The 23620-nt window shown below is 67.5% G+C and carries 24 protein-coding genes and 1 tRNA gene; 17 read left to right on the forward strand and 8 right to left on the reverse strand.

Annotated features, from left to right (window positions below):
- From VGC56_RS16535 to VGC56_RS16565, 7 genes are all read left to right on the forward strand, one after another.
- The coding region (locus VGC56_RS16535) for an RHS repeat-associated core domain-containing protein (RefSeq protein ID WP_464126636.1) at positions 1–673 on the forward strand (673 nt) is incomplete at its 5' end.
- Positions 654–1097 (forward strand): SEL1-like repeat protein, encoded by a 444-nt coding sequence (locus VGC56_RS16540; RefSeq protein ID WP_464126638.1) that lies wholly within the window; start codon positions 654–656, stop codon positions 1095–1097. The genes VGC56_RS16535 and VGC56_RS16540, both read left to right, overlap by 20 nt.
- Before the next feature lie 167 nt (positions 1098–1264).
- Positions 1265–2557 carry an RHS repeat-associated core domain-containing protein gene (locus tag VGC56_RS16545; protein ID WP_464126639.1) on the forward strand — a complete coding sequence of 431 codons (1293 nt, stop codon included), beginning with the start codon at positions 1265–1267 and terminating at the stop codon, positions 2555–2557.
- Positions 2554–2871: a hypothetical protein gene (locus tag VGC56_RS16550; RefSeq protein ID WP_464126641.1), complete on the forward strand. Its 318-nt coding sequence runs from the start codon at positions 2554–2556 to the stop codon at positions 2869–2871. Before VGC56_RS16545 ends, VGC56_RS16550 begins: the two co-directional genes overlap by 4 nt.
- Before the next feature lie 422 nt (positions 2872–3293).
- Positions 3294–3899 carry a hypothetical protein gene (locus tag VGC56_RS16555; protein WP_464126643.1) on the forward strand — a complete coding sequence of 202 codons (606 nt, stop codon included), beginning with the start codon at positions 3294–3296 and terminating at the stop codon, positions 3897–3899.
- 44 nt (positions 3900–3943) lie between these two features.
- The gene (locus VGC56_RS16560) at positions 3944–6097 is read left to right on the forward strand and encodes a TonB-dependent receptor (RefSeq protein ID WP_464126644.1); all 2154 of its coding nucleotides are present in this window, start codon (positions 3944–3946) and stop codon (positions 6095–6097) included.
- A gap of 23 nt (positions 6098–6120) precedes the next feature.
- Complete coding sequence (locus VGC56_RS16565) at positions 6121–6807, forward strand: glutamine amidotransferase-related protein (RefSeq protein WP_464126645.1); 687 nt, start codon at positions 6121–6123, stop codon at positions 6805–6807.
- Here VGC56_RS16565 and VGC56_RS16570 read toward each other — a convergent pair.
- Together VGC56_RS16570 and ypfJ are read right to left on the reverse strand one after the other, a co-directional pair.
- Positions 6797–7681: an alpha/beta fold hydrolase gene (locus VGC56_RS16570; RefSeq protein ID WP_464126647.1), complete on the reverse strand. Its 885-nt coding sequence runs from the start codon at positions 7679–7681 to the stop codon at positions 6797–6799. The genes VGC56_RS16565 and VGC56_RS16570 overlap by 11 nt on opposite strands.
- Before the next feature lie 71 nt (positions 7682–7752).
- Positions 7753–8658 carry a KPN_02809 family neutral zinc metallopeptidase gene (gene ypfJ / locus VGC56_RS16575; protein WP_464126649.1) on the reverse strand — a complete coding sequence of 302 codons (906 nt, stop codon included), beginning with the start codon at positions 8656–8658 and terminating at the stop codon, positions 7753–7755.
- A gap of 97 nt (positions 8659–8755) precedes the next feature.
- Here ypfJ and VGC56_RS16580 point away from each other — a divergent pair, with 97 nt between their 5' ends.
- From VGC56_RS16580 to VGC56_RS16590, 3 genes are read left to right on the forward strand one after another with little or no spacing between them, the layout of a single operon-like run.
- On the forward strand, positions 8756–9544 hold the full coding sequence (locus VGC56_RS16580) for a 3-hydroxybutyrate dehydrogenase (protein WP_464126650.1): 789 nt from the start codon (positions 8756–8758) through the stop codon (positions 9542–9544).
- 41 nt (positions 9545–9585) lie between these two features.
- On the forward strand, positions 9586–10218 hold the full coding sequence (locus tag VGC56_RS16585) for a DUF4893 domain-containing protein (RefSeq protein WP_464126652.1): 633 nt from the start codon (positions 9586–9588) through the stop codon (positions 10216–10218).
- 11 nt (positions 10219–10229) lie between these two features.
- Entirely contained in the window at positions 10230–10628 is a 399-nt protein-coding gene (locus tag VGC56_RS16590) for a hypothetical protein (RefSeq protein WP_464126654.1), read from the forward strand.
- 16 nt (positions 10629–10644) lie between these two features.
- Here the strand turns inward: VGC56_RS16590 and map are convergent, their stop codons facing one another.
- Positions 10645–11472, reverse strand: a complete 828-nt coding sequence (map, locus tag VGC56_RS16595; protein WP_464126656.1) for a type I methionyl aminopeptidase — start codon at positions 11470–11472, stop codon at positions 10645–10647.
- A 94-nt stretch (positions 11473–11566) separates the two neighbouring features.
- Between map and VGC56_RS16600 the strand changes: the two genes are divergently transcribed.
- Together VGC56_RS16600 and VGC56_RS16605 are read left to right on the forward strand one after the other, a co-directional pair.
- Entirely contained in the window at positions 11567–12325 is a 759-nt protein-coding gene (locus VGC56_RS16600) for a competence/damage-inducible protein A (RefSeq protein ID WP_464126658.1), read from the forward strand.
- A gap of 506 nt (positions 12326–12831) precedes the next feature.
- Positions 12832–15822 (forward strand): EAL domain-containing protein, encoded by a 2991-nt coding sequence (locus VGC56_RS16605; protein ID WP_464126660.1) that lies wholly within the window; start codon positions 12832–12834, stop codon positions 15820–15822.
- A gap of 144 nt (positions 15823–15966) precedes the next feature.
- On the opposite strand, the gene VGC56_RS16610 is transcribed toward VGC56_RS16605, so the two are convergent.
- From VGC56_RS16610 to VGC56_RS16625, 4 genes are all read right to left on the reverse strand, one after another.
- Positions 15967–16040: transfer RNA gene (locus VGC56_RS16610), tRNA-Gly, on the reverse strand.
- Positions 16041–16086: 46 nt separating this feature from the next.
- Positions 16087–16668, reverse strand: a complete 582-nt coding sequence (locus VGC56_RS16615; protein ID WP_464126662.1) for a hypothetical protein — start codon at positions 16666–16668, stop codon at positions 16087–16089.
- Between the two features lie 157 nt (positions 16669–16825).
- Entirely contained in the window at positions 16826–17356 is a 531-nt protein-coding gene (locus tag VGC56_RS16620; RefSeq protein WP_464126664.1) for a YybH family protein, read from the reverse strand.
- Between the two features lie 29 nt (positions 17357–17385).
- A complete protein-coding gene (locus tag VGC56_RS16625; protein ID WP_464126666.1) occupies positions 17386–18177 on the reverse strand; it encodes a hypothetical protein in 792 nt (263 codons plus the stop codon).
- Positions 18178–18424: 247 nt separating this feature from the next.
- On the opposite strand from VGC56_RS16625, the gene VGC56_RS16630 reads away from it, so the two are divergent.
- Genes VGC56_RS16630 through VGC56_RS16640 form a run of 3 tightly spaced genes read left to right on the forward strand, consistent with a single transcriptional unit; the run spans position 18425 to position 21595 of the window.
- Positions 18425–18865 (forward strand): MarR family winged helix-turn-helix transcriptional regulator, encoded by a 441-nt coding sequence (locus VGC56_RS16630; RefSeq protein WP_464126667.1) that lies wholly within the window; start codon positions 18425–18427, stop codon positions 18863–18865.
- The gene (locus VGC56_RS16635) at positions 18862–20019 is read left to right on the forward strand and encodes an HlyD family secretion protein (protein ID WP_464126669.1); all 1158 of its coding nucleotides are present in this window, start codon (positions 18862–18864) and stop codon (positions 20017–20019) included. Before VGC56_RS16630 ends, VGC56_RS16635 begins: the two co-directional genes overlap by 4 nt.
- A gap of 4 nt (positions 20020–20023) precedes the next feature.
- Complete coding sequence (locus tag VGC56_RS16640; protein WP_464126670.1) at positions 20024–21595, forward strand: DHA2 family efflux MFS transporter permease subunit; 1572 nt, start codon at positions 20024–20026, stop codon at positions 21593–21595.
- Between the two features lie 155 nt (positions 21596–21750).
- Here the strand turns inward: VGC56_RS16640 and VGC56_RS16645 are convergent, their stop codons facing one another.
- The gene (locus VGC56_RS16645; protein ID WP_464126672.1) at positions 21751–22107 is read right to left on the reverse strand and encodes a response regulator; all 357 of its coding nucleotides are present in this window, start codon (positions 22105–22107) and stop codon (positions 21751–21753) included.
- Positions 22108–22310: 203 nt separating this feature from the next.
- On the opposite strand from VGC56_RS16645, the gene VGC56_RS16650 reads away from it, so the two are divergent.
- Positions 22311–22601 carry a hypothetical protein gene (locus VGC56_RS16650; RefSeq protein WP_464126673.1) on the forward strand — a complete coding sequence of 97 codons (291 nt, stop codon included), beginning with the start codon at positions 22311–22313 and terminating at the stop codon, positions 22599–22601.
- 18 nt (positions 22602–22619) lie between these two features.
- Positions 22620–23444 (forward strand): GNAT family N-acetyltransferase, encoded by an 825-nt coding sequence (locus VGC56_RS16655; RefSeq protein WP_464126674.1) that lies wholly within the window; start codon positions 22620–22622, stop codon positions 23442–23444.
- Positions 23445–23620 lie beyond the last annotated feature (176 nt).

Genomic DNA, 23620 nt, shown 5'->3' on the forward strand with positions numbered 1-23620 from the left:
CGATGCCTGGGGCGTGCCGAACGCGACCAACCAGGGCCGGTTCGGCTACACCGGCCAGACGTGGATCGCCGAGCTCGGCATGTGGTATTACAAGGCGAGGATCTACTCGCCGATGCTGGGGCGGTTCCTGCAGACGGACCCCATTGGGTACAAGGATCAGGTCAATCTGTATGGGTACGTGGGGAATGATCCGATCGACGGGCGGGATCCAAGCGGCCAATATGACCCGAGAGGGTTCTTCGCGGTGGCCGAAGCGGTTATAGAGCCCATTGCACCCGTCGCCGCGAGGAGCCTCATTGCAGTGGGGGGCTCAGTAGTTGGAGGTGTAGTCCTGTTGGTGACCCCCACTGCAGCCGGGGAGAGCGAAGAAACTCTGGCAAAGTTAAGAGCCGCTAATGCTATCTACGCCGCAGAGCATAGAAAGAATGCGAGACCTTCAACTAAGGATGGACATCAGAAAGGTACGACAAGAAAGCTACGAGATGCGGAAAGAAGTACTCCGCCGCGTCGTTCCCTAAGAATCCTTCTACTTATCCATCCAAAGACAGCCCGGAGTATCTTCGGCCCGGTCCTAAGCCAAAGCCGCCACAGCCGAAACCGTAAGGGCCGAGCCCGCCCGGGGGCAGCTAGTATGATCTTCAAGAGGAGGGATCATGGATTACAGTCCAGATGAAATAAACCGTATTCTGGCGGGCCACGACGTCAGCGCACAAAAACTCGTAATCGATTCGATCATTAAAGATGCACAGGCGGGAGATGCCAGAGCGAATTACATGATAGCGAAATGGCACTCTGCAGGGATCTATGGGTTTAAAAAGAGCAAAAAGGAATTTGATAGACATATCCAAGTGGCAATAAAAAGGCTACTTCCAGACGCCATATATGACTATGGCGTGATGCTTGACACCGGCCAAGGGAAACCAGATAGGGCCTTTGGCTATTATATTCTTGCGGCGGTCCTCGGCGATGCAGATGCACTCGACGCTGTGATGAAATATTTCCTCTATGGTCATTTAGTGGAGCGCGATGATTTCATTGTTTCGTCGCTGCAGCTGCGAAAGGACTACCTTGCTTCTCAAGAAGCTGCCTCGTCATGATTGCTTTTTAGGAGAACCGATAGCCCTCTCTTAGAAGGCTCCTCGGAGTGACGGCCGGCAACAAGATCAGCGAGACCAAGCCGCGGGCCGGCCTGGTGAGCTGCTCGTGAGCGGGGCGCGGACGGTGCGGGGGCTGGCGGCCCTTATGGTTCTCGCGGCGGTGCCGGGTGCGGCGCTGGCGCACGAACGACGCTTATGCGGCGAACCGGACGCAGAACGTCAGCCGTGGCTACACGGTCAACGGGCTCAACCAATATAGTGGGGTAGGTCCCAACACCTATAGCTACGACCTCAACGGCAACCTCAGCGCCGACGGGACGACGCTGTATCAGTACGACGCCGAGAACCGGCCTGTGCGCACCAGCGACCCGGCGAGCGGCGCGGTGCTGGCGACGCTCACCTACGATCCCAACGGCCGCTTGTGGCAGGTGACGGGGCCTTCGGGCACCACCCGGCTCGAATATGACGGCGACAAGCTGACCGAGGAGTTTAGCGGCGCCGGCACCCAGCTGCGGGTCTACGCCCACGGCCCCGGCACCGACGAGCCGCTGGTGTGGTGGGAAGTATCGCCGAGCTGGCAGCGCCACTTCCTCCACGCCGACCACCAGGGATCGATCACCGCCATCGCCGACGACACCGGCGCTACGCTCGGCATCAACGCCTACGACGCCTGGGGGGTGCCCAATACGACGAACCAGGGCCGGTTCGGCTACACCGGCCAGACGTGGCTCGCCGAACTCGGCATGTGGTATTACAAGGCCCGCATCTACTCGCCGATGCTGGGGCGGTTCCTGCAGACGGACCCCATTGGGTACAAGGATCAGGTGAACCTCTACGCGTATGTGGGGAACGATCCCGTCGACAACGACGACCCTACGGGAGAATACTCCGATTGTCATGACCGCGGCACCTGCGGTGCCGCAGTGGGGGCCAGCGCTCGAGTCGCCCACGCCGGGGTTCAATCCGAGCGGGTGAGAAACAGCTATAATCACCGTGTTGGGGGTTTGAGCCCGAACGACTCTGCTGGCCGATCCGCGGCGAAAGCGGCAGCTCGCAGCCAGACTCCTAGAGAGGTACGTGCCGTCATCGAAGCGAGGAGACCGGGGCTTGGCCCACGGCCCGGGTCGATTGGCCATGCGAACGTAACAAACGGGAGAATCAACGGAACTGCGCGGTCCTTGGGCAACCTGGGTAAGGGGGCTGGCATAGTCGGGCTTGTCATCGCGGTCGTCGATGTCGCCACCTCCGATAACCGGGGGCGCGCAATCGTAGCAAACGTTGGTGCAGCGATAGGAGGTACCGGAGGAGGCCTACTTGGCGGGGCCGCCGGAACACTTGGAGGTCCAGCAGCGCCAGTGACCGTGCCAGCGGGGGCCGTTGCCGGTTCTGTCGCGGGGGGTCATATCGGATACAGTCTCGGGGAGCGCGTGTACGACTTTTTCGCTGGGAGTCATCCATGACAGAAATTCAGGTGGGCCAATCCGGCGACTCATTCTCTATCAATGAGAGAGGCCGCACCCATAATTTTTTGTTTTCTGACATTGAGCGAATTTACGGAGAAAAGAAAGATCGAATTACCTACGACGAGATTGAGTTAGGTCTTGAGTTTCTTGACGGAAACACATTTTGGATAAAGGAACTCGAAACCGGGTTTCAGGCTTTGGTCTTGGCTATTCAAGAAAGTGTGGGTTCCTTTCCTCCGGATTGGTACGCTATGGTCGAAGTGACAGATCCCGGATCTACCACCACGTTGTGGCAGAGGGGCGATCGATAGCGCCTTTTGCGGCGCACCTTAGGGAAATTCTCGTTGAAATTTATATATGACCGCCAGCGGGGGTAACACAGTTTGAAGATTTCTGCGAGGCGTCGATCTGCACGTATAAGCTTATGGATAAGTGGGGACTTCTGTCCAGCGGGATGATCAAATTCATGGGGCTTCCCGCTTTTTAGCTCGGAGGCTGAGACTGCGAACCGCAATTGCGGACGGGCGACTAAGAAAGTTCCGTTATAATCGACGGGTTCGACCGGTAGGCGCGGTGGATCTTCCCCTGGCCGACGACGCCGAATCTCGCGAACCAGGGGGATTACGACCAATATGGCTATGACGCCGTCGGCAACCGCACCAGCTTCAGGAAGCGCGACGGCGTTACCCTCACCTACGCCTATGACGGCACGAACAAGCTGACGCAGAAGAATGTGCCCGCTTCGACCACCGGCGCCCCGGGGTACAGCGTGTTCTACGGCTATGACGTGAACGGCCTGCAGCTCTACGCCCGGTTCGGCTCGGCATCCGGGCCCGGGATCACGACCGCCTTTGACGGGTTCGGCCGCGTCACCTCGTTGACGAGCAACATGGACGGCTCGGGGCGAACGATGTCGCGTCAATATGATGCGGGCGGCAATACGCTCGTCCCGTCCGGAGACGCCGGCTATCTTGCGTCGTTCAGCTACAGCGCCGCGAACGAGATGACGGCCTATCAGGGCGTGTTCCACATCGGCTACGATCCTCCGGGGCGCCGGGCGGGCGTCTATATGGGCCCGGGGTCCCCGACGACGTCCTGGACCTCTTACGGTTACGATGCGGTGGGGCGGCTCCAGACGCAGACGCAGGGCCTCACCGACACGACCGGCAACCACAACGTGACGCTGGGCTACAATCCGGCCTCGCAGATCATAAGCGAGGCGCGGACCAACGACGCTTACGCCTATACCGGCGCCACGAACCGCGGGCTGGCTTTACGGGGTAAACGGCGACGCTGGGCAGGTCGGCCCGCTATTGCGAATGATTATCAAGAGCGATAGATACCCTCCACCGGCGCAATCCTGCTCCGGCTCGGAAAGGTCTCATGCTCGTCTCGCTCCTCGCCCTCGCTGCTGCGGCCGCCGTCCCGGCGCCGGCGCTCCTCGCGGCAGCCGATGCGGGGGCGGCAGCCGATTCGGGGGTGGAGGCCGAGGTCGATCCGATCGTCGTCACCGGCACGCGCGAGCGGTACCAGCCCCGGTCGACCCGCACCGCCACCCGCACCGACACCGATCTGCAGGACGTGCCGCAGGCGGTGTCGATCGTCACCGAGGCGCAGATCGAGGACCAGGGGTTGCGCTCGGTCGGCGACGTGCTGCGGATGGTGCCGGGGGCGGTGGTGTCGCTCGGCGAGGGCAATCGCGACCAGATCGCGCTGCGCGGCAACGGCAGCACCGCCGACTTCTTCGTCGATGGCCTGCGCGACGACGTCCAATATTATCGCGGCCTCTACAATCTCGAGCGCATTGAGGTTTTGAAGGGGCCGAACGCGATGATCTTCGGCCGCGGCGGCGGCGGCGGCATCGTCAACCGCGTCACCAAGCGCGCCGAGGGCAAGAGCTTCGTCCGCGCGGGCATCGGCGCGGGGACGGACGGGGCGGGAGCCGCGTCGATCGACGTGGACGCGCCGCTCTCCGGGCAGGTGCTGGCGCGGTTCAACGGCGTCTACGAGCGGCTCGACAGCTTCCGCGACGCCTATGGCGGCCGCCGCATCGGGCTGAACCCGACCCTCGCCTTCGTGCCCGGCGACGGGACGCGGATCGACCTCTCCTACGAATATGACAATGACCGCCGCGTCGCCGACCGCGGCATCCCCGCCGCCACCACCGGGACGGCCGCCGCGCCCGCCCGGCCGCTCGCCGGCTATCGCGACACGTTCTTCGGCGTCGGCGGCGTCAACACGGCGCGGTTCGAGGCGCACGTCCTCCACGGCGAGATCAGCCACCGCTTCAGCGACACGCTGAGCTTCACGAGCCGCTGGCTGTGGGGCGATTACGACAAATTCTACCGCAACGCCTTCGCGGCAACGCCGGTGACGGCGACCGGTGGGACGCCGCAGGTGGGGATCGAGGCCTATCAGGACGCGGTGCAGCGGCGGAATTTGCTGAACCAGAACGACGTCGTCTGGCGCATCGCCACCGGGCCCGTCCGCCACACCCTCCTCGCCGGCTTCGAATGGGGCGTGCAGCGGAGCCGCCAGCAGCATCTGAACGGCTTCTTCGACAGCGGCGTCGCGACCGCCAACGGCGGCCGGCGCTTCTTCACGCCGCTCGCCGACAACATCGTGGTGGCGCCGATTACTTTCCGCGCCGGCACCGGCGCGCGCTCGGTGCGGGTCAAGGCCGACGTCGCCGCCGCCTATGTCCAGGACCAGATCGCGTTCGGGGAGCATGTCGAGCTGATCGCCGGCCTCCGCCGCGACCGCTTCCATATCGCCCTCGACGACCTGCTCGCCGGCGCTTCGTTCGGGCGCACCGACACCTTGTGGTCGCCGCGGCTCGGGCTGGTGCTGAAGCCGGTGAAGGGCCTGTCCTTCTATGCCAGCTACAGCCGCTCCTATCTGCCGCAATCGGGCGACCAGTTCGCCTCGCTCGACGCGACGCTGCAGGCGCTCGAGCCCGAGCGGTTCGACAATTACGAAGTGGGCGCCAAGTGGGCGGTCATGCCCGGGCTGCTGTTCACCGCCGCCGCCTACCGCCTCGACCGCACCAACACCCGCACCGCCGATCCCGCCGATCCGGCCCGCGTCATCCTCACCGGCGCGCAGCGCAGCCGCGGCGTCGAGCTTCAGCTCGCCGGCCAGCTCAGCAGCCGCTGGCGGATCAGCGCCGGCTATGCGCTGCAGGACGCCAAGATCGTCAGCACCACCGCCGCCGCGCCCGCCGGCCGCCGCGTCGCCCTCGTCCCGCGCCACCAGGGATCGCTCTGGACCCGCTACGATTTCAGCCGGAGCTTGGGCCTCGGCGCCGGCCTCTACGCCCAGTCGCGCAGCTACGCGACGATCTCGAACGCGGTTTTGCTCCCCGCCTACGTCCGCGCCGATGCGGCGGCGTTCGTCCGGGTCGGGCACGGCATCGAGGCGCAGATCAACCTCGAGAATGTACTCGGCGCCCGCTATTTCGCGAGCGCTTCCTCCGACAACAACATCCTCCCAGGCGCGCCGCGGACGCTGCGCGGCACCCTGCGCTTCCAGTTCTGAGGTCGCGCCGCTAGAGCGCGGGCATGCAGTTCGCCATCCTCCGCACCGGCATCCCGCCGGCCGACCTCTCGCCGCGCTACGGCTTGTATGACGACATGTTCGACCGGCTGCTCGGCCCCGGCTTCGACCGGGTGAGCTACGACGTGGTGGCCGGGGAATATCCGGCCTCGCCCTCGGACCACGCCGCCTATCTCGTTACCGGCTCCCCCGCCGGGGTGTACGAGCCGCTGCCCTGGATCCCGCCGCTGCTCGACTTCCTGCGCGTCGCAAAGGGCCAGGCGAAGCTGGTCGGAATCTGCTTCGGCCATCAGCTGATGGCGGAGGCTTTCGGCGGGCATGTCGAGAAATCGTCGCGCGGCTGGGGCGTCGGCATCCATGTCTACGACGTCAAGGCGCGGCCGTCCTTCATGGCCGACGCGCCGGACCGGATCTCCGTCCCGGTGTCGCACCAGGACCAGATCGTCGTCCAGCCGCCGGCGACCCGCATTCTCGCGGCGACCGACTTCAGCCCGTATGGCATGCTCGGCTACGAGGACCAGCCGGCCATCTCGATGCAGTTCCACCCGGAGTTCGAGGAGGGCTATGGCGAGTGCCTGATCGAGACCCGCCGCGACCGCATCGCCGATCCCGACGCCGCCATCGCGACCTACGAGCAGCCCAACGACCGGCTGATCGTCGGCGAATGGATCCGCCGCTTCCTTACGGCTTAGCGGCGAGGAAGGCCTTGAGCTCCGCCCGGAACACGGCCGGGTTGTCCCACATGATGAAGTGTGCACTGTCCGCCACGTGGGTCAGCACCGCCTGCGGCACGTTCGCGTAGGACATCTTGTAGAAGGTGGTGAGCTGGGCTTCGGTGATGGGGGCGCCGGTGGGGAGAACCCACAGCACCGTCATCGGCACCTTGATCTTCCCCAGCTCGGGCCGGAGGTCGGTCGTGATCAGCTCGGACATCGCCTCTCCCGACACGGCCGGATCGCTGGCGAGGCCGTGCTGGACCGCGAGCGGACGCATGCTCTCGGTCCGGACCATCCCGGCGATGGTCTGCTCGGTCTGCTTGCGCCGCGCCTCGCCGGTGCTGGACGAGATGCCCTTGCGGATCTGCTCGGCGATGGCGGCGAGCTGCTCCTGCTTCGCATTGGGGCCGGCGAACATGGCGCCCATGAACGGCATCATGTCGACCACCATCACCCGCGACGGAAGCTCGGGGTGCCGCGCCGCCACCATCATCGCCAGCGTGCCGCCGAGCGAGTGGCCGACGATGGCGGGCTTCCTGAGGTGCGCGGCGGCGATGTAGCGGGCGATCTCCTCGGCCACCGGGGCGACCACCGCACCATTCGCATTGGCGCCGGAGGCCAGGCCGTCGAAGCCCGCGACGTGGATCAGGTGGTAGCGATAGCCGGGCAGGGCGGCGACGGTGGTGTCCCACACGCGCGGCGAGGAGCTGAGGCCGGGGATGAGCACCACGTCGGGGCCGGAGCCCTTCACATCGACGGCGATGCGGTCGCTCTTGAACGGCGCGGCGGCGGCGGGCGCCGCGGCGGCGAGCGCGAACGGCAGCATCAAAAAGGCGAGCAGGCGCAGCATGACGAGAATCTCCCCCGGCGCCCCATCGCGCCGCGGCCAGACTGTGTCACAGGGCTAAGACAGTCAAGGACTCAGATGGCGCCGCTGAACGTGTCGCACTGCTGCGGGTCGCCCGTTTCCAGCCCGCGGCGGAGCCATTTCACCCGCTGGGCGGAGGTGCCGTGGGTGAAGCTGTCTGGAACGACCCGGCCCTGCGCCTGCTGCTGGAGCGTGTCGTCGCCGATGGCGGCGGCGGCGCGCAGGCCTTCTTCCGCGTCGCCCGCCTCGAGCACCGGCTGGCCCTGCTTGTTGCGCGCGTTGGCGGCCCAGACGCCGGCGAAGCAATCGGCCTGCAGCTCGACCCGGACCTGGACGGCATTGCCCTCGGCGGTCGAGCCGCTCGCCTGCATCCGGTTCGCCTTGGCGAGGGTGCCGAGCAGGTCCTGGATATGGTGGCCGACCTCGTGGGCGATGACGTAGGCGTCGGCAAAATCGCCGGAGGCGTGGAAGCGGTTCGTCAGTTCGCGGAAGAAGCTGGTGTCGAGATAGATCTTGCCGTCGGTCGGGCAGTAAAACGGCCCCATCGCCGACTGCGCGGCGCCGCAGCCGGACTGGTCGGAGCCGGCGTAGAAGACGAGGGTGGTCGGCTGGTAGGCCTGGCCTTCGCCCGAGAGCAATTTCTGCCACGTCCGCTCCGTCGAGCCGAGCACGGCGAGGACGAGGTGCTTGTCGGCCTGGCTGAGGGTCGTAGTGCCGGACGCCGCGGGGGCCGTCTGCATCGCTGACGGGCCGGTCGGGTAGCCGGCGGTGCCGCCGCCGCCGAGCGACGACAGTGCGCAATAGCCGAGGCCGAGGATCAGGACGCCGACGATGCCGAAGCGGCTGAGCACCAGGCCGAAGAGCAGGCCGATCAGTCCGCCGCCGCCACCGAACCCTCCGCCGCCGCGGCCGGTGTCGTCCTGGAAATTGACGCTGTCCTGGTCGTCGTCGAGCCGCATCGGGTCCTCCTCGCTCGCCGGCTCAATGCACCGCGCTCGTGCCGGTTGCAAAATGATGCGTGCGGCGGGAAAGGAGCGGCGCAGGCAAGGAGGCCCGATGCGCATGTTCCTCAAAGGCAAGACCGCTCTCGTCACCGGCTCGACCTCGGGCATCGGCCTCGCCATCGCGCGGGCGCTGGCGGGGAAGGGGGCTAACGTCGTCTTGAACGGCTTCGGCGACCCGGACGAGATCGAGCGGACCCGCGCCGCGCTCGAACAGGCTGGCGGGCAGGCGCTCTACAGCGCTGCCGATCTCACGAAGTCCGAGGCGATCGAGGCGATGATGGCGGAGGCGGCGGAGGAATTCGGCGGCGTCGACATTCTCGTCAACAATGCCGGGACGCAGCATGTCGCGCCGGTCGACGAATTCCCGCCGGAGAAGTGGGACCTGATCATCGCCCTCAATCTCTCCGCGGTGTTCCACACGACGCGGCTCGCCTTGCCGCACATGAAGGCGAAGGGGTGGGGGCGGGTGATCAACACCGCCTCGGCGCACAGCCTCGTCGCCAGCCCCAACAAGGCGCCCTATGTCGCCTCGAAGCACGGCGTCGCGGGCTTCACCAAGGCGGCGGCGCTGGAGACGGCGCAGGCCGGTGTGACGGTCAATTGCATCAGCCCGGGCTATGTCTGGACCTCGCTGGTCGAGAACCAGATACCGGATACGATGAAGGCGCGCGGGCTGACCCGCGAGCAGGTGATGAACGACGTCCTCCTCGCCGCCCAGCCGACCAAGAAGTTCGTGACGGTGGACCAGGTGGCGGCGCTCGCCTTGTTCCTCTGCCGCGACGAGGCCTCGGCGATCACCGGCGCGAACCTCTCGATGGACGGCGGCTGGACGGCGGCGTGACGGGCGTTGTTGCGGGCGCTTCCGCGGCTTAAGAGGCGGCGATGCGCGCGTTCCTCCTCGTCGCCTTGCTGCCGCTCGCCGGCTGCGCCCTGGTCAAGCCGCCGGGGCCGAAATCGGTGCTGCCGCACGGCGAGGACCAGTGGCGGCTCATCGCCACCGACGACGACCGCGAGCGGCTGCGCGACTGGCGGGACAGCTTCGTCGCGGCGCTCGACGAGGCGCGCAAGGGCGGCAATTCCGGCGACGTGGCGCGCGAGGGGTTGCTCCTCGATCCCGACGCCGCCGCGCCCAATGCGCCGCCCCCGGCGGGCGACTATCGCTGCCGCTGGGTGAAGCTCGGCGGCGAGGATGCGCGCCAGCCGCGCTACGTCGCTTATTCGGCGGAGCCGTGCCGCGTCGGCGCGCCCGATTCGGCCAAGGCGATAACCTTTCAGTTCCTGGCAGGGCCGCAGCGGCCGGTGGGGCGGTTCCTGCCCGAAACCTACAACCGGATGGTGTTCCTCGGCACCCTTCAGATCGGCGACGAGCGCGGCACGATCCGCTATGGCGACGACCAGCAGCGCGACATGGCCGGCTTCGTCGAGCGGATCGGCCCGCGCCGCTGGCGGATCATCCTTCCCGAGCCGCATTTCGAATCGCAGCTGGACGCGATCGAACTGGTGCCGGCCGGGTGAGGGAGAGAGCGATGCGCCTCGGGTTGGTAATTGGCCTTGCCTTCGCGCTCGTCGCGGCAGCACCGCCACCGGTGTCGCCCACCGCCCCCGTCACCCCGAACATCGTCCCCGAGTGCAGGCCGGACCAGGGGGACATCGTCGTCTGCGCCCGGCGCGGGGAGCGCTCGCCCTACCGGCTGCCGCCGCAGCATGAGGGCTTCGACCCTGACGGCGCGATGCCGAGCGTCTCGCGCGAGCGGCACCGCCTCTATGAGGTCGGCCAGACGGGGATCGGCTCCTGCTCCAACGTCGGCCCCGGCGGCTGGACCGGCTGCGACTTCCTCCACTGGCGGGACGAACACCACCAGCGCGACGGCAACGGCCCGGTCGTCAGCTTCGGCGTCAAGAACGACCCGCCGCCGCGGCGGTGAGGGCGGCGGTAATGCGTCAGCCGTAGGGCGGGCGGTCGTAGCCGCCGGGGCTCTTCGTGAAGATCTCGCAGCCGTCCTCGGTGATGCCGACCATATGCTCGAACTGGGCGGAGAGGGTGCGGTCGCGGGTGACGGCGGTCCAGCCGTCCTCCAGCACCTTCACGCCGGGCTTGCCGATGTTGATCATCGGCTCGATCGTGAAGAACATGCCGGGCTTGAGCTCGGGGCCGGTGCCGGGGCGGCCGGCGTGGACGACTTCCGGCGCGTCGTGGAAGATACGGCCGACGCCGTGGCCGCAGAAATCGCGCACGACGCCGTAGCGGTGGCGCTCGGCATGGGTCTGGATGGCGTGGCCGATGTCGCCGAGGCGGTTGCCGGGCTTCGCCTGGGCGATGCCGAGCATCATGCATTCGTAGGTGACGTCGACCAGCCGCCGCGCCTTCACGCCGACGTCGCCGACGAGGAACATGCGGCTGGTGTCGCCGTGCCAGCCGTCCATAATGATGGTGACGTCGATGTTGACGATATCGCCGTCCTTCAGCGCCTTTTCGCCGGGTATGCCGTGGCAGACGACATGGTTGATCGAGGTGCAGCACGAGCCGGTGAAGCCGCGATAGCCGAGCGTCGCGGGGATGCCGCCCTTCGCCTTCATCTCGGCATGGACGATATCGTCTATCTCCTGCGTCGTGACGCCGGGGCGGACGTGGGGGACGAGCGCGTCGAGCACGGCAGCGGCGGCCTGGCCGGCGCGGCGCATGCCTTCGAAGCCTTCAGGGCCGTGCAGCTTGATGGCGCCGGAGCGGCCGATGACGTCGGTGGCGGAGACGGCGATATAGTCGGTCATGGCGGCGATATAGGCCGGGGCGGGTGAAAAATCACCTCTTCCCATGCCCTCGGCCGCGCTGGAATGACGCGGAACGCCCCGCTAAGGCGGCGGCATGAGCGATGAGCGCATCTGGACCGCCGCCCTGCTCGTCATCGGCGACGAGATCCTGTCGGGCCGCACCCAGGACAGGAATGTCGCGCAGGTCGCCAAATGGCTGAACCTGCAGGGCATCGGCCTGGTCGAGGTGCGGATCGTGCCGGACGTGACGGAGAAGATCGCCGACGCCGTCAACGCGCTCCGCGCGACCCACGACTATCTCTTCACAACCGGCGGCATCGGCCCCACCCACGACGACATCACCGTCGACGCCATCGCCCATGCGCTCCGGGTCCCCGTCGTCGTCCACCCGAAGGCGAAGGCGAGCCTGGAAAGCTATTACGCCACGCGCGGCGGCATCACCGCGGCGCGGCTGCGGATGGCGCGGGTGCCTGAGGGTGCCGAGCTGATCGAGAACCCGATGTCGGGCGCGCCAGGCATCCGCGTCGGCAACATCCTGATCCTCGCCGGCGTGCCGCACATCGCGACGATCATGCTCGAAGCCCTCTCCGGCACGCTCGAGGGCGGCAAGCCAATCCTCTCCCGCACGATCGGCAGCTACACGCCGGAGAGCGAGGTGGCCGACATATTGCGCGAGGTCGAGGCGGCGCATCCCGGCACCCAGATCGGCTCCTACCCCTTCTTTAAGGGAGGCCGGATCGGCGCCAATTTCGTCGTGCGGGCGACGGACGAGGCGCTGCTGGAGGCATGCGTCGGAGAATTGGTGCGGCGGCTGCGCGAGGCTGGGCGCGAGGTTCTCGCGGAGGTCGTCTAGGCACTTCCCGCGCCGCACGGCTCTGCCTCACCGGCGGGCCATGAGCGGCCGGCGCCGAACTCTCAGACACCCAAGCCAGTGCGCCGAAATACGGCTCTACCGGCTAAAGGCTATAGAAATAATTAACTATTATTTTACGCGGTGATCGTAGCGCGGTCTCGCTCCTGGGGGGGAGTGAGATGACCAGATTCACAGATCGTCGTAATTGCTCGTTTTCGCACACCCATTTCGGTCCTGTTTGCACATTTCCATTCCTGCTCCATCGAGTTGCCGAGGAGACCTCCTTCGCCGGCACTTTGCCGCCCGGCTGCCGCGGCGCCTTCGCCGGGGCATTCGCGCCGCACCTCGGCTCTCGTTGAAACGACCTTGTGACGGATTGAAGGATGGCCCTGGCGCGTATCTTCGGATTGAACAGGCAGGGAGCCTCTTCCGAGCCGGGTTCGCGCGCAGGCGCCGCTCTCGCCGCAGGCGGTGGCGGAGGGGCTGCGGCTGAGGGCGCCGACGCCATGGAGGCGGTCGAGCTCGTCAAGAATTTCGAGGAAGCCGGGCACGGCTGGTTCTGGTCGACCGACGCCGAGGGGCAGATCACCTATATCAGCGAACAGCTTGCGCGCGCCATCGGCCGCACGCGAGGGTCTCTGCTCGGCTCCCGGTTCGCGGAGCTGTTCGAGCAAGCGGACGACGATCTGACCGGACGACGCGCGCTTCCGTTCATCCTCGCGCGGCAATCGTCCTTCGACAAGGTGACCGTGAAGGCTTCGCAGGCCATGGACGAGCGGTTCTGGGCCGTGGCGGGCACGCCCCAGCATGGCAACGACGGCGCGTTCAGCGGCTATCGGGGCGTCGCGGTGGACGTGACGGAGCAGCGCCGCTCGTCGGAACATGCCTCACAGCTGGCGCGCTACGATTCGCTGACCGGTCTTCCCAACCGCCGGGGCATGGCCGAAGTGCTGGACCGCAACCTCGTCGGCATCGCCCATCATCGCAGGGCCTGCGCCGTCATGCTGATCGACCTCGACCGGTTCAAGCAGGTCAACGATACGCTCGGCCACCCGGCAGGCGACGCGCTGCTCAAGCAGGTGGCGGAGCGCCTTTGCCGCATTGCGGGAGACAGCGAGCGCGTGTTCCGGCTCGGCGGCGACGAGTTCCAGGTGATCGTCGCCGGATCCGACGACCGCGGCGACATCGGCGAGCTCGCCTCGCAGATCATCGCAAGCCTCTCCCAGCCTTATTCCATCGAGGGCAGCCGATGCATTATCGGCGCGTCTGTCGGAATCGCGATCGCGCCCGCGGACGGCGAGGCACGCTCCGAGCTGATCCGCAATGCCGACCTCGCGCTCTACGCGTCGAAGGACGGGGGACGCGGCCGGTTCCATTTCTTCTCCAGCGAGCTGCTCGAGGCGGCCGAGGAACGCCGCGCGCTCGAGGAGGATCTGCGCGACGCCATCGCCCGCGGCGAGATGAGCCTTTGGTATCAGCCCATCGTCGATGCACGCTCCAACCACATCACCGGCGTCGAGGCGCTGCTTCGCTGGCAGCACAAGGTCAGGGGGGCGATCTCGCCGGCCATTTTCATCCCGATCGCCGAAGAAGCCGGCCTCATTCCCCAGATTGGCGAATGGGTGCTTCGCCAGGCCTGCCACGACGCCGTCACTTGGCCGGGCAAGCTGCGGGTCGCAGTCAATATCTCGCCGCTCCAGTTCGCGAACGACGCCCTGCCGGCCACGGTCGTCTCGGCGCTCGCGACGTCCGGCCTGACGCCGGACCGGCTCGAACTGGAGATCACCGAGGGCGTGTTCCTCGCCGCCTCGGCGTCGACCGACACCGCCTTCGAGGCGCTGAAGGAGATCGGCGTCCGCCTCGCGCTCGACGATTTTGGGACCGGCTATTCCTCGCTCGGCTATCTGCGGACCGCGCCCTTCGACAAGATCAAGATCGACCAGACGTTCGTCAGGGAAGCAACCCTTCCCGGATCGAAGAACGGCGCGATCATCGCCGCCATTGTCGCGCTCGCCGAGGCGCTGGGCATGGAGACGACCGCCGAGGGCATCGAATATATGGACCAGCTCGCGCTGATCCGGAGGCTCCGGGTCAGCCATGTTCAGGGCTGGGTCTACAGCAAGGCGCTTCCTTCCGCCGAGCTGTGCGGCCGGCTGGAGCGTGGCGAGCTGACGCTCACCCCGGCGGGTCCGGCGAAGCAGCGCAGCGACCGCCAGGCCGTCTACCGCGCGGTCGGGGTGATCCAGGACGGCCGGTACAGCTCGGCGATCCTGCGCAACCTGTCGGACACGGGCGCGCTGATCGAAGGCGGTCCCAGCCTCGCGCCCGGATCCCTGGTCATTCTCGACTTCGGCGACGGCCAGCTCACCTATGCCCACGTCAGCCGCGTCCGCGCGCGGCAGATCGGCGTTTCCTTCGCCCAGCCCCTCGTCCCCGACGGCGGCGGCGGCCTGTGCACGAGCCGGCGCGTCTCGCCTTATCTTCTGGCGAGCCTCGCTTTGCCGTCTCCAGGATCGGGCGATGCCGATCTCGGCGGCGACGAGCCGCTGGGCATGGAGGCCCTCGCCCAAAAGCTCGGCCTGACCCTGACGCCGCGGCCGGCGACGCAGGGGACCTTGATGAACCTTCGCTGGTCCCATGCCGGCCAGGCGGAGGGCGGGGCGACGACCGTGGCGGACGTCGCGGCGCGATACCTCGAGAGCATGTCCGGCGACGTCGAAACCCGCGAGGCGGCGTCGCGCGACCTGCGCGACCACATCCTTCCGCACTTCGGGCAGCTTCGGCTCGACCAGGTCAGTCGCTCGGATGTCATCGCCTGGCTGACCGCCAAAAGCGAGGCCGAGGCCGGGGAGCCGGGGACCGACATGCGCCTTAACGCCCTCATGAATCAGATGTGGAATCTGGCGGCAAAGCTGGAGCTCCCCGGCTCGGAGGCCAATCCGCTCGAGGGAAGCCTCCGCTTCGACCGGCGCGGAGTCGAGGAGGCGGTACTGACGCAGCAAGAGGCGGAGCGCCTCCTGCGGGCCGCCGGCGCCAGTGGCAACCGGCAGCTTAAGTTCATCCTCGCTCTCCTGATGCTGACGGGCGCGCGGCCCCGCGAGCTTCTGACGGCCCGGTGGGAGTCGCTGGACCTGGAGGCGGGGATGTGGCGGATCGCGACCGGCGGCGGCACCGCCCACGATCTGCGGCTGAGCCCGGCGGCCATCACGCTGCTCGGGGCGCTCCCGCGCTGGGAGGATTGTCCCTATCTGATCCCCAATCCCGTCACGCGGCGCCCTTATGGTAGCGTTGCGGGCAGCTGGGAGGCGGTGAAGGCGCAGCTACAAGGGCATGCGCTGGAGCTTGACGACCTGCGGTTCTGCGACCTCGGCGCCGAAGCCTGGGAGACCTCGCTGCTTGCGCGCGTCCTCGACGAGGGTGCCTGCGGAGCACTGGGTCGAGACTCGGGCGCCGAGGCAACGATCGAGGCGCGACGCGCCGAAGCGGTCTGCAGCTGAGGCGCCGGAGGCAAGGCCTCGGTGCCGAGCTGCGATTAAATAGGCCTGATAGCCCGAAACCCGCCCGCTCGCGATCCGGTCGCCCCGCTCGGCTTTGCCTCGCGTGCGCTCCACAGCAGGGCCATCCCCCGGATGGTCCTGGTGTGGAGCGGGTGAAGGGAATCGAACCCTCGTCGTAAGCTTGGGAAGCTTCTGCTCTGCCATTGAGCTACACCCGCGCGCCGCCTCCCAATTAGGAAAAGGCGGCGGCCTTGTCGAGACGGATCAGTGGGGCGCGGGCGCCGAAGCCGGGATGATCGGAGAGGCCGACGGCGCGGCAATCGCCGTCATCGCCATGTCCGACTGGACGTAGCCCATCATCGTCGAGCCGGACGGCAGGACGGCACTCTTGCCGGTCACGAACGCCGAGAAAACGCCCGCGACGACGGCGACTGCAACGGTGCCGGCGGTACCGCTCTTGCCCTTGTCGGCGGCGTGGCCGTCGAGCTTCACCTGGGTGTCGCCGACGGTGACGTAGAGGACGCGCGTATCGAGCTTGCCGGAGCGGCCGAAGGCGCCCTTGTGAACGAGGTGGGTGATCTCGCCGACGCCGCGGCTGCCGCGCGGAATGACCAGGGCGCCGTTGACGCGGACGTCCTCGGCGACGACGAGGTCGAAGCGATCGCCCTGGCGGTTCACCTTGGAGCTCAGCGGCGCGATGGTCTTCATGGGCACTTCGGTGCCGCTCTTGAGGACGAGCCGCTCACCGGTCGAAGCCATGGCCGCCGGTGCCGGCTGGGCGACCGCGGCGCCGGAAACGAGCGCAAGCGCGGCACAGGCGCCGAGCGCCTTCGCAATGATATTCATAGAAAATTCCCCCTGGTTGTGCGCGGACCCCAGTCCGCCGCGACAACCTGCGGGAAAATACCGGTTTGGATATCTCAGATGCCTCCGGATCGGAGGCCGAAACGGACCCGGCGAGAACGGGCGCCGCGGCCGCGCTGGCTGCGGCGCCTCGTCCCGGTCAGGCCGCCGGTGCGGCAGGCGCGGCGGCGGCGGGTGCCGGGGCGCCGGCCGCGGCCATGTCGTCGACGGCTTTCCAGCTGCCGTCCGCCTGCTTCTTATAGGTGGTGATGTAATTGCCGGTCTCGACCGCCGGCTGCTTGGTCTTCGGATCGGTCGACTGCATCCGGTAGGTGCCGCGGCTGTAGGCGAGGTCGCCCGAGGCGGCGACTTCGACCTTCTCGGCGGCGAAGGTCAGCTGGAAATTCGGATCGTTGACCATCGCCTGCAGGCCGGCGCGGATCGCCTTGTCGCCCATCATCCGGGCCATGCCGCCGGGCATCAAGGCGGCGTCGGCGGCGTAATGCCCCGCGGCGCGGTTGACGTCGTGATTGGCATAATCCTTCACCCACGCCGCCTCGTTCGCCTTGATCTTGGCGGCGACGGCAGCGGATTCGGTGGCGTCGGCCGCCTGGGCCTGCTGCTTGCAGCCGGAAAGCCCGGCGATAGCGGCGGTGCCGAGCAGGAGCGCGGGCAGAATTTTCCTGGTCATGGTCTTCATCCCCTTTCGTTGTTTCGCGTCTACTGCTTGACGGCCTTGTAGGTCTGCATCCCCCCGTGGACCGTCTCGTTGGTGACGACCGTCATCGTGCGGCCGTTCGGCGCGACCGTCATGGTGACCACCGAGACGATCCTGCCGGCGCGGGTGTCCGTCTCCTGCAGCGTCGTCTCCGACAGCCGCTTCAGCGCCGCCTTCGTGCCTGGAAGGTCGCCCGTAATGTCTACCTGCGGTCCGCCGATGACGGCGTCGTAGCTCTGCCCTGTCGGGGTCGACATGTGCATCTTCTCGCCTTCGCTCGTGAAGGAGAAGATGAGGCCCATGTCGCTCGCATGCTTTATCCAGTCGAGTTTCCAGGTGCCGGAGACGCGGTGGGCCTCGATCGGGTGGGGCGGCCGGCCGATGCGATGCTCGCTGCCGGTCCCGACCACCGGGCCACTCCTGGATCTCATGTCCCGGAAGGTGAAGGAGAGCGTCTTCTCGTCCCGCGAGACGGTCATCTCCTCGCTGAACACAATTTTGTCGCCGAGGTACTGCGTGATGCGAAGCGTCCCAGCGTTGACGGCCTGGACGGCGATATGATCGTAATAGCGATGGCCCGAGACGGGGTGGGCGGCGCCGTCGGCCCAGACGGAGATGCTCGGCTCGCAGCTGTCGCAGCTGTACCGGCCCCTGCGGAGCGCGAACACGTCCGGCTTCTTGGGCATGGTGAGGGTGGAGAGGTCCGTCTTCCAGGTGCCGTCGAACGGGCTTTTGGCGACGGCTGGCGTCGCGGCGAAGGCGCCGAGAAGCAGGAGTGCGGCGAGGCGATTCATTCAGGTCTCCCGTCGTGCGGTGCAGGCGCGGGGAAGAGACAGGCGGGCCCGGCGACGATCCCCCGAACGGCCGGGCGGGCACGGCGGAGTTGAGGCCCGCGCCGGGCGGGAGTCAAGCCCGTGATGGAGGCGGCCCGTGACGGAGGCGGAAAGTTGGGAACGTGCCGCGCAGATGTGCTTTCTGCAGACGCCACTTTTAGACCTTGATGATAATGAGCGTGCTTACTATGTGCTGAACGGAACAGGGATGGACAGCAACTTCGCCTTCGACGTCAGCGAGACCGCGCAGGCGCTGCGGCGCGCCTTCGACCGGCGCGCTTCGGCCTTGGGTGTGACGCGCGCGCAGTGGCGGGCGCTGGCGCGGCTGTCGCGCCAGGACGGCATGCGCCAGGTCGAGCTTGCCGAAGCCCTAGACATCGAGCCGATCACCCTGTGCCGCATGGTCGACAGGCTGGAGGAAGCGGGGCTGGTCGAGCGGCGCGCCGACGAGAAGGACCGCCGCGCCTGGCGGCTCCACCTCACCACGGCGGCCGGGCCGATCATTGAGCGGCTGAAGGCGCTGGCCGACGCCTTCCTTGCCGACGCGCTGGAAGGCGTCAGCGAGGCGGAGCAAGCGGCCGTCAGGAACATTTTGGCGCGGGTGCGGACGAACGTCGCCGCCGGCGCCGCCGGAAAACGGAGAGCATGATGAAGGAAGGGGCCATCAAGGCGGCCGACGCGCAGCCGGCGGACCACCAGCCGCTGACCGAGACGGAAACCGTCGAGGCGCCGCCGAAGAAGAGCCGGCTGCGGCTGATCCTGCTGCTCGCGGTGCCGCTGATCATCCTCGGCATCGGAGCCTATTTCTACCTGACCGGCGGCCGCTACGTCTCGACCGACAACGCCTATGTCCAGCAGGACAAGATCTCGGTCTCCGCCGAGGTAACCGGGCGCATCGTCGAGGTGAACGTCAAGGAGAACCAGCCGGTCAAGGCCGGCGACCTCCTCTACCGGATCGACCCGGCGCCGTTCCGCATCGCGCTCGAACAGGCGGAGGCGCAGCTCGCCGCGGCCAAGGTCGGGGTGAACAAGCTGCAGGCGCAGGTCGCCGGCGGCGGCGCCGACATCCAGGCGGCGCAGGACAATCTCGTCGTCGCGCAGCGCAATTTCGGCCGCTATGCCGAGCTACTGAAGCGCGGCTTCACCACCCGCGTGCTCTACGACCAGGCGCTGCACGGCGTGCAGGAAGCCAAGCAGCGGCTCGCCGACGCGCGCAACACCGCGCAGGTCAACCAGGCCCAGCTGAGCGGCGGCACCGTCGTGGACCAGCCGGCCGTACAGGCGGCGCTTGCGGCGCGCGACAAGGCCCTTCTCGACTTGAAGCGCACCGAGGTGCGGGCCCCCGCCGACGGCTTCGCCAGCCAGACCGAGCGGCTCCAGATCGGCAACCAGGCCGTGCAGGGCCTCGGCATGGTGACGATCGTCAGGAGCGGCGCGACCTGGGTCGAGGCGAATTACAAGGAGACCGACCTCAAGAACATGGCCCCCGGCCAGCCGGCCGACGTCAAGATCGACGCTTATTCGGGCAAGCTGTGCGGCCACGTCGCCTCGATCGGTCGCGGCACCGGCTCCGAATTCTCGCTGCTGCCGGCCCAGAATGCCAACGGCAATTGGGTGAAGGTGACGCAGCGCGTGCCGGTGCGGATCGCCATCGACTGCCAGCCGACGCGGCCGCTGCTCGCCGGCCTCTCGGTCGACGTGACGGTGGATACGAAGGAGCGGCCGCTCGACGTGCGTCCGGCACCGCGCCCGGCGCCGGCCGCCGCTGCCCCGGCCCAGCCGCAGAAGACCGCCGCGCGCTGATCCGATGGCCACCGCCGCCGCCCAGCCCCATCACGTCCCGACGCTGAAGCTCGACAAGCTCGAGCACGGCATCCTCACCGTCGCGATCATGATGGCGGTGCTGCTGCAGGTGCTCGACACGACCATTGCCAACGTCGCGCTGCCGCACATGCGCGCGTCGATGTCTGCGACGCAGGAGACGATCAACTGGGTGCTGACGAGCTACATCGTCGCCTCGGCCATCGCCATTCCGATCACCGGCTGGCTCGCCGACCGGGTCGGGCGGCGGCAGCTGTTCATCTGGTCGGTGATCGCCTTCACCGTCGCGTCGGTGATGTGCGCGATGGCACAGAATCTGCCGGAGATGGTGATCTTCCGCGCGCTCCAGGGCATTTCCGGCGCCTTCCTCGTGCCGATCGCGCAGGCGGTGATGTTCGACATCAACCCGCCCTCCAAGCACGCGCGGGCGATGGCGATGTTCGGCATGGGCGTGATGATCGGCCCGATCCTCGGGCCGGTGCTCGGCGGCTGGCTGACCGAGAATTACAGCTGGCGCTGGGTGTTCCTGGTCAACTTGCCGGTCGGCGTCCTGTGCACCTTGCTGCTGCTGCGGTTCATGCCCGGCAGCGAGGTCAAGAAGCGCCAGTTCGATCTGTTCGGCTTTGCGCTCCTCGCCGTCGCTCTGGGCGCCTTCCAGATCATGCTCGACCGCGGCGCCGACCAGGACTGGTTCCAGAGCTGGGAAATCTGCATCGAAGCCGGCCTCGCCGCGGCGGGCGCGTGGATGTTCGTCGTCCAGCTCGCCACGGGCCGCAACCCGCTGTTCGACCCGAAAATGTTCGCCGACCGCAATTTCGGCTTCGCGCTCTTCTTCATGGTGGTGACGGGCGTGCTGCTCCTCGCTGGCCTCGCCTTGCTGCCGCCGCTTCTCCAGCAGCTCTACGGCTATTCAGTGCTCGATTCGGGTTTCCTGACGGCGCCGCGCGGCATCGGCACCTTGATCTCGATGATGCTGGCCGGCCGCCTCACCGGCAAGGTCGACGCGCGCTTGCTGATCTTCACCGGCATCGGCTGTCTTGCGCTTTCGCTCTACCAGATGTCCGGCTTCACCCTCGTCATGAGTTCGCGGCCGATCATCATCAGCGGCGTCGTCCAGGGGCTCGGCCTCGGCTTCATCTTCGTGCCGCTACAGGCGCTCGCCTTCGCCTCGCTGCCGGCGAGCTACCGCACCACCGGCGCCTCCCTCCTCAACCTGGCGAGGAACATCGGCGGCTCGGTCGGCATCTCGGTCGTGACCTTCCTCCTCGCCCGCAACGTCCAGGTCAGCCACGCCGACATGGCGCAGCACATCACCCCGGCGGTGATCCCCGGCCTGATGCCGCCCGGCGGCGGCGGCGACACGATCGCGATGGTGGGCGCAGCGGGCCAGGCGGCGCTGGCGATGGCCGACGCCGAGATCAACCGCCAGGCGCTGATGATCGCCTATCTCGACGATTTCCGGCTGATGATGTGGGTGTGCCTCGGCGCGATGCCGCTGGTGTGGCTGCTACGGCCTGCCAAGCCCCAGGCGGGCGGGCCCCCGGTGATTGCGGACTAGGCACCCAGTCCTCCCTGTGCGCGAAGCGGATGGGGAGGGGGACCGCACGAAGTGCGGTGGAGGGGCCCTCCCGGACTCAGCAAGGCCCCTCCACCATGCTTCGCATGGTCCCCCTCCCCATGAGGCTCCGCCTCACGGGGAGGACTAGAAGCAGCCTAGGCCGGCTTGTCCCGGAGCAGGGTGCTTTCAACGGCATTGGCCAACTGCTCGGAGCCGTAGGGCTTTGGCAGGAAGGTGCCGTCCTTGGGCAATTGCTCGGGCGGGATGGCGCGGCGGCCGGAGGTGACGATAACGGACATGTCGGGCCGCATCTCGCGGGCGCGGCGGGCCAGCGCGATGCCGTCCATGCCGGGCATGTTGACGTCGGTGAACAGCAGCCGGATTTCGGGGTGCGCGCCGAGCAGGTCGAGCGCCTCGCCGGCGTCGGCGGCTTCGTACGGGGTGACGCCGATATCGGAGACGATGTCGGCCGCGGCCATCCGGATGAAGGGCTCGTCCTCGACTATCAGCATGGCCGGCAGCATGGCGGGGTTCGTGTCGCGAAACATAGAACATTAACTTCGATCAAGCGAAGTGGTTCCTGATTTTCCGCAGGTGAAACAAGTGCTTAGCATTTCAGGCGCCGGTGAGCGCGGCTTTGTGACGCCTCCGCGGCGAGGAACCGCGCGCCCCTGCGGGTCGTTTCGCGGGCAATCTCAACCCTTGCTGGAGACACATGATGTCGCATATCCCCAATTCCGCCATGCCCCACGCCGCCCCTACCCAGAATGAGGAAGAGCAGGGCTCCGGACAGGGCCTCTCCGGCATGGCGTCCGACATGATGGACAAGGTCCGCAACGCCCCGCGCGGCGCCGTCATCGCCGGTGCCGCAGTCGCGGCGGGTGCGCTCGCCGTGGCGGCGATCCCGTTGGTGAAGGGCGCGCTCGCCGACAGGAAGAGCGGGGGCGGGTCGAAGGCCAAGTCCTCCGGCGCGAACAAGGCCTCCGGCGCGAAGAAGAGCGCCTGATCCGGCCGCGGCGCCGCCTTGGCTGAGAAGGGCCTCGACGCGATGCTCCGCGAGATGGCGGAGCATCGCGGCTGCCGTCTCGTCCGGTCGCGGCGCCGCACCCCCGGCGTCGGCGATTACGGCCGCTACGGCCTCAAGGACGCCGCCACCGACAAGGAGGTGATGGGCTTCGGCCCCGACGGCCTCACCGCCAGTGCGGAGGAAATCGAGGCCTTCCTGCGCAAGGGCGCGGTCGCCGACTGGAAGAGCTCGCTAGTCGCCGCCGCGGCGGCGCCTGACCCGCCGAAGAGGAAGGCTAAGCATGCCGCCGAGGCGGAGCCGAAGCCAGCGTCCTCGCCGCCTCCACCGCCCTCGCCGCCTCCACCGCCCTCGCCGCCTCCACGGCCCTCGCCACCCCCACCGCCTCCTCCGCCACCGAAGCCCGCGCTGACGATCCGCGAAGCGGCGCCGCGCGATGCGGAAAGCCTATCAGCCCTTCTAGAAGAGCTTGGCTTCCCGAACGCCCCGAAGGACATCCGCACCCGCCTCGCCGCTTTGCGCAAGCTCGGCGAGCCGCCGCTCGTCGCCGACGAGGACGGGCCGATCGGCTGTCTCGCCTGGCATGCTACGCCCGTCCTGCACCGCCCGACCTCCGTCGGGCGCGTGACGATGCTGGTGATTGCCAAAGCGGCACGCGGCCGCGGCGTCGGCTCGGCGCTACTCAAGGAGGCCGAGGCGCGGCTGAAGCAGGCCGGCTGCGCCCTCGTCGAAGTGACGAGCAACATCGAGCTCGGCGGCGCCCACGAATTCTACAAGAGCCGCGGCTACAGGCGCACCTCCTACCGCTTCGTCAAGGGTTTGTGAGCGAGCCGATCTGCCTCCCTGCGCGCGGAGCGCGTGGGGAGGGGGACCACCGAAGGTGGTGGAGGGGGTGACTGGCTCCGGGTTTCGCGGTTCGTGTGCTCGAGGGCGAGGCCGGCGCGGGTCACCCCTCCACCAAGCAGAGCCCGTCGGCTGCTACGCAGCCGGTTCCGGCTCTC

It is taken from the genome of Allosphingosinicella sp., assembly GCF_036403745.1.
Classification (GTDB): Bacteria; Pseudomonadota; Alphaproteobacteria; order Sphingomonadales; family Sphingomonadaceae; genus Allosphingosinicella.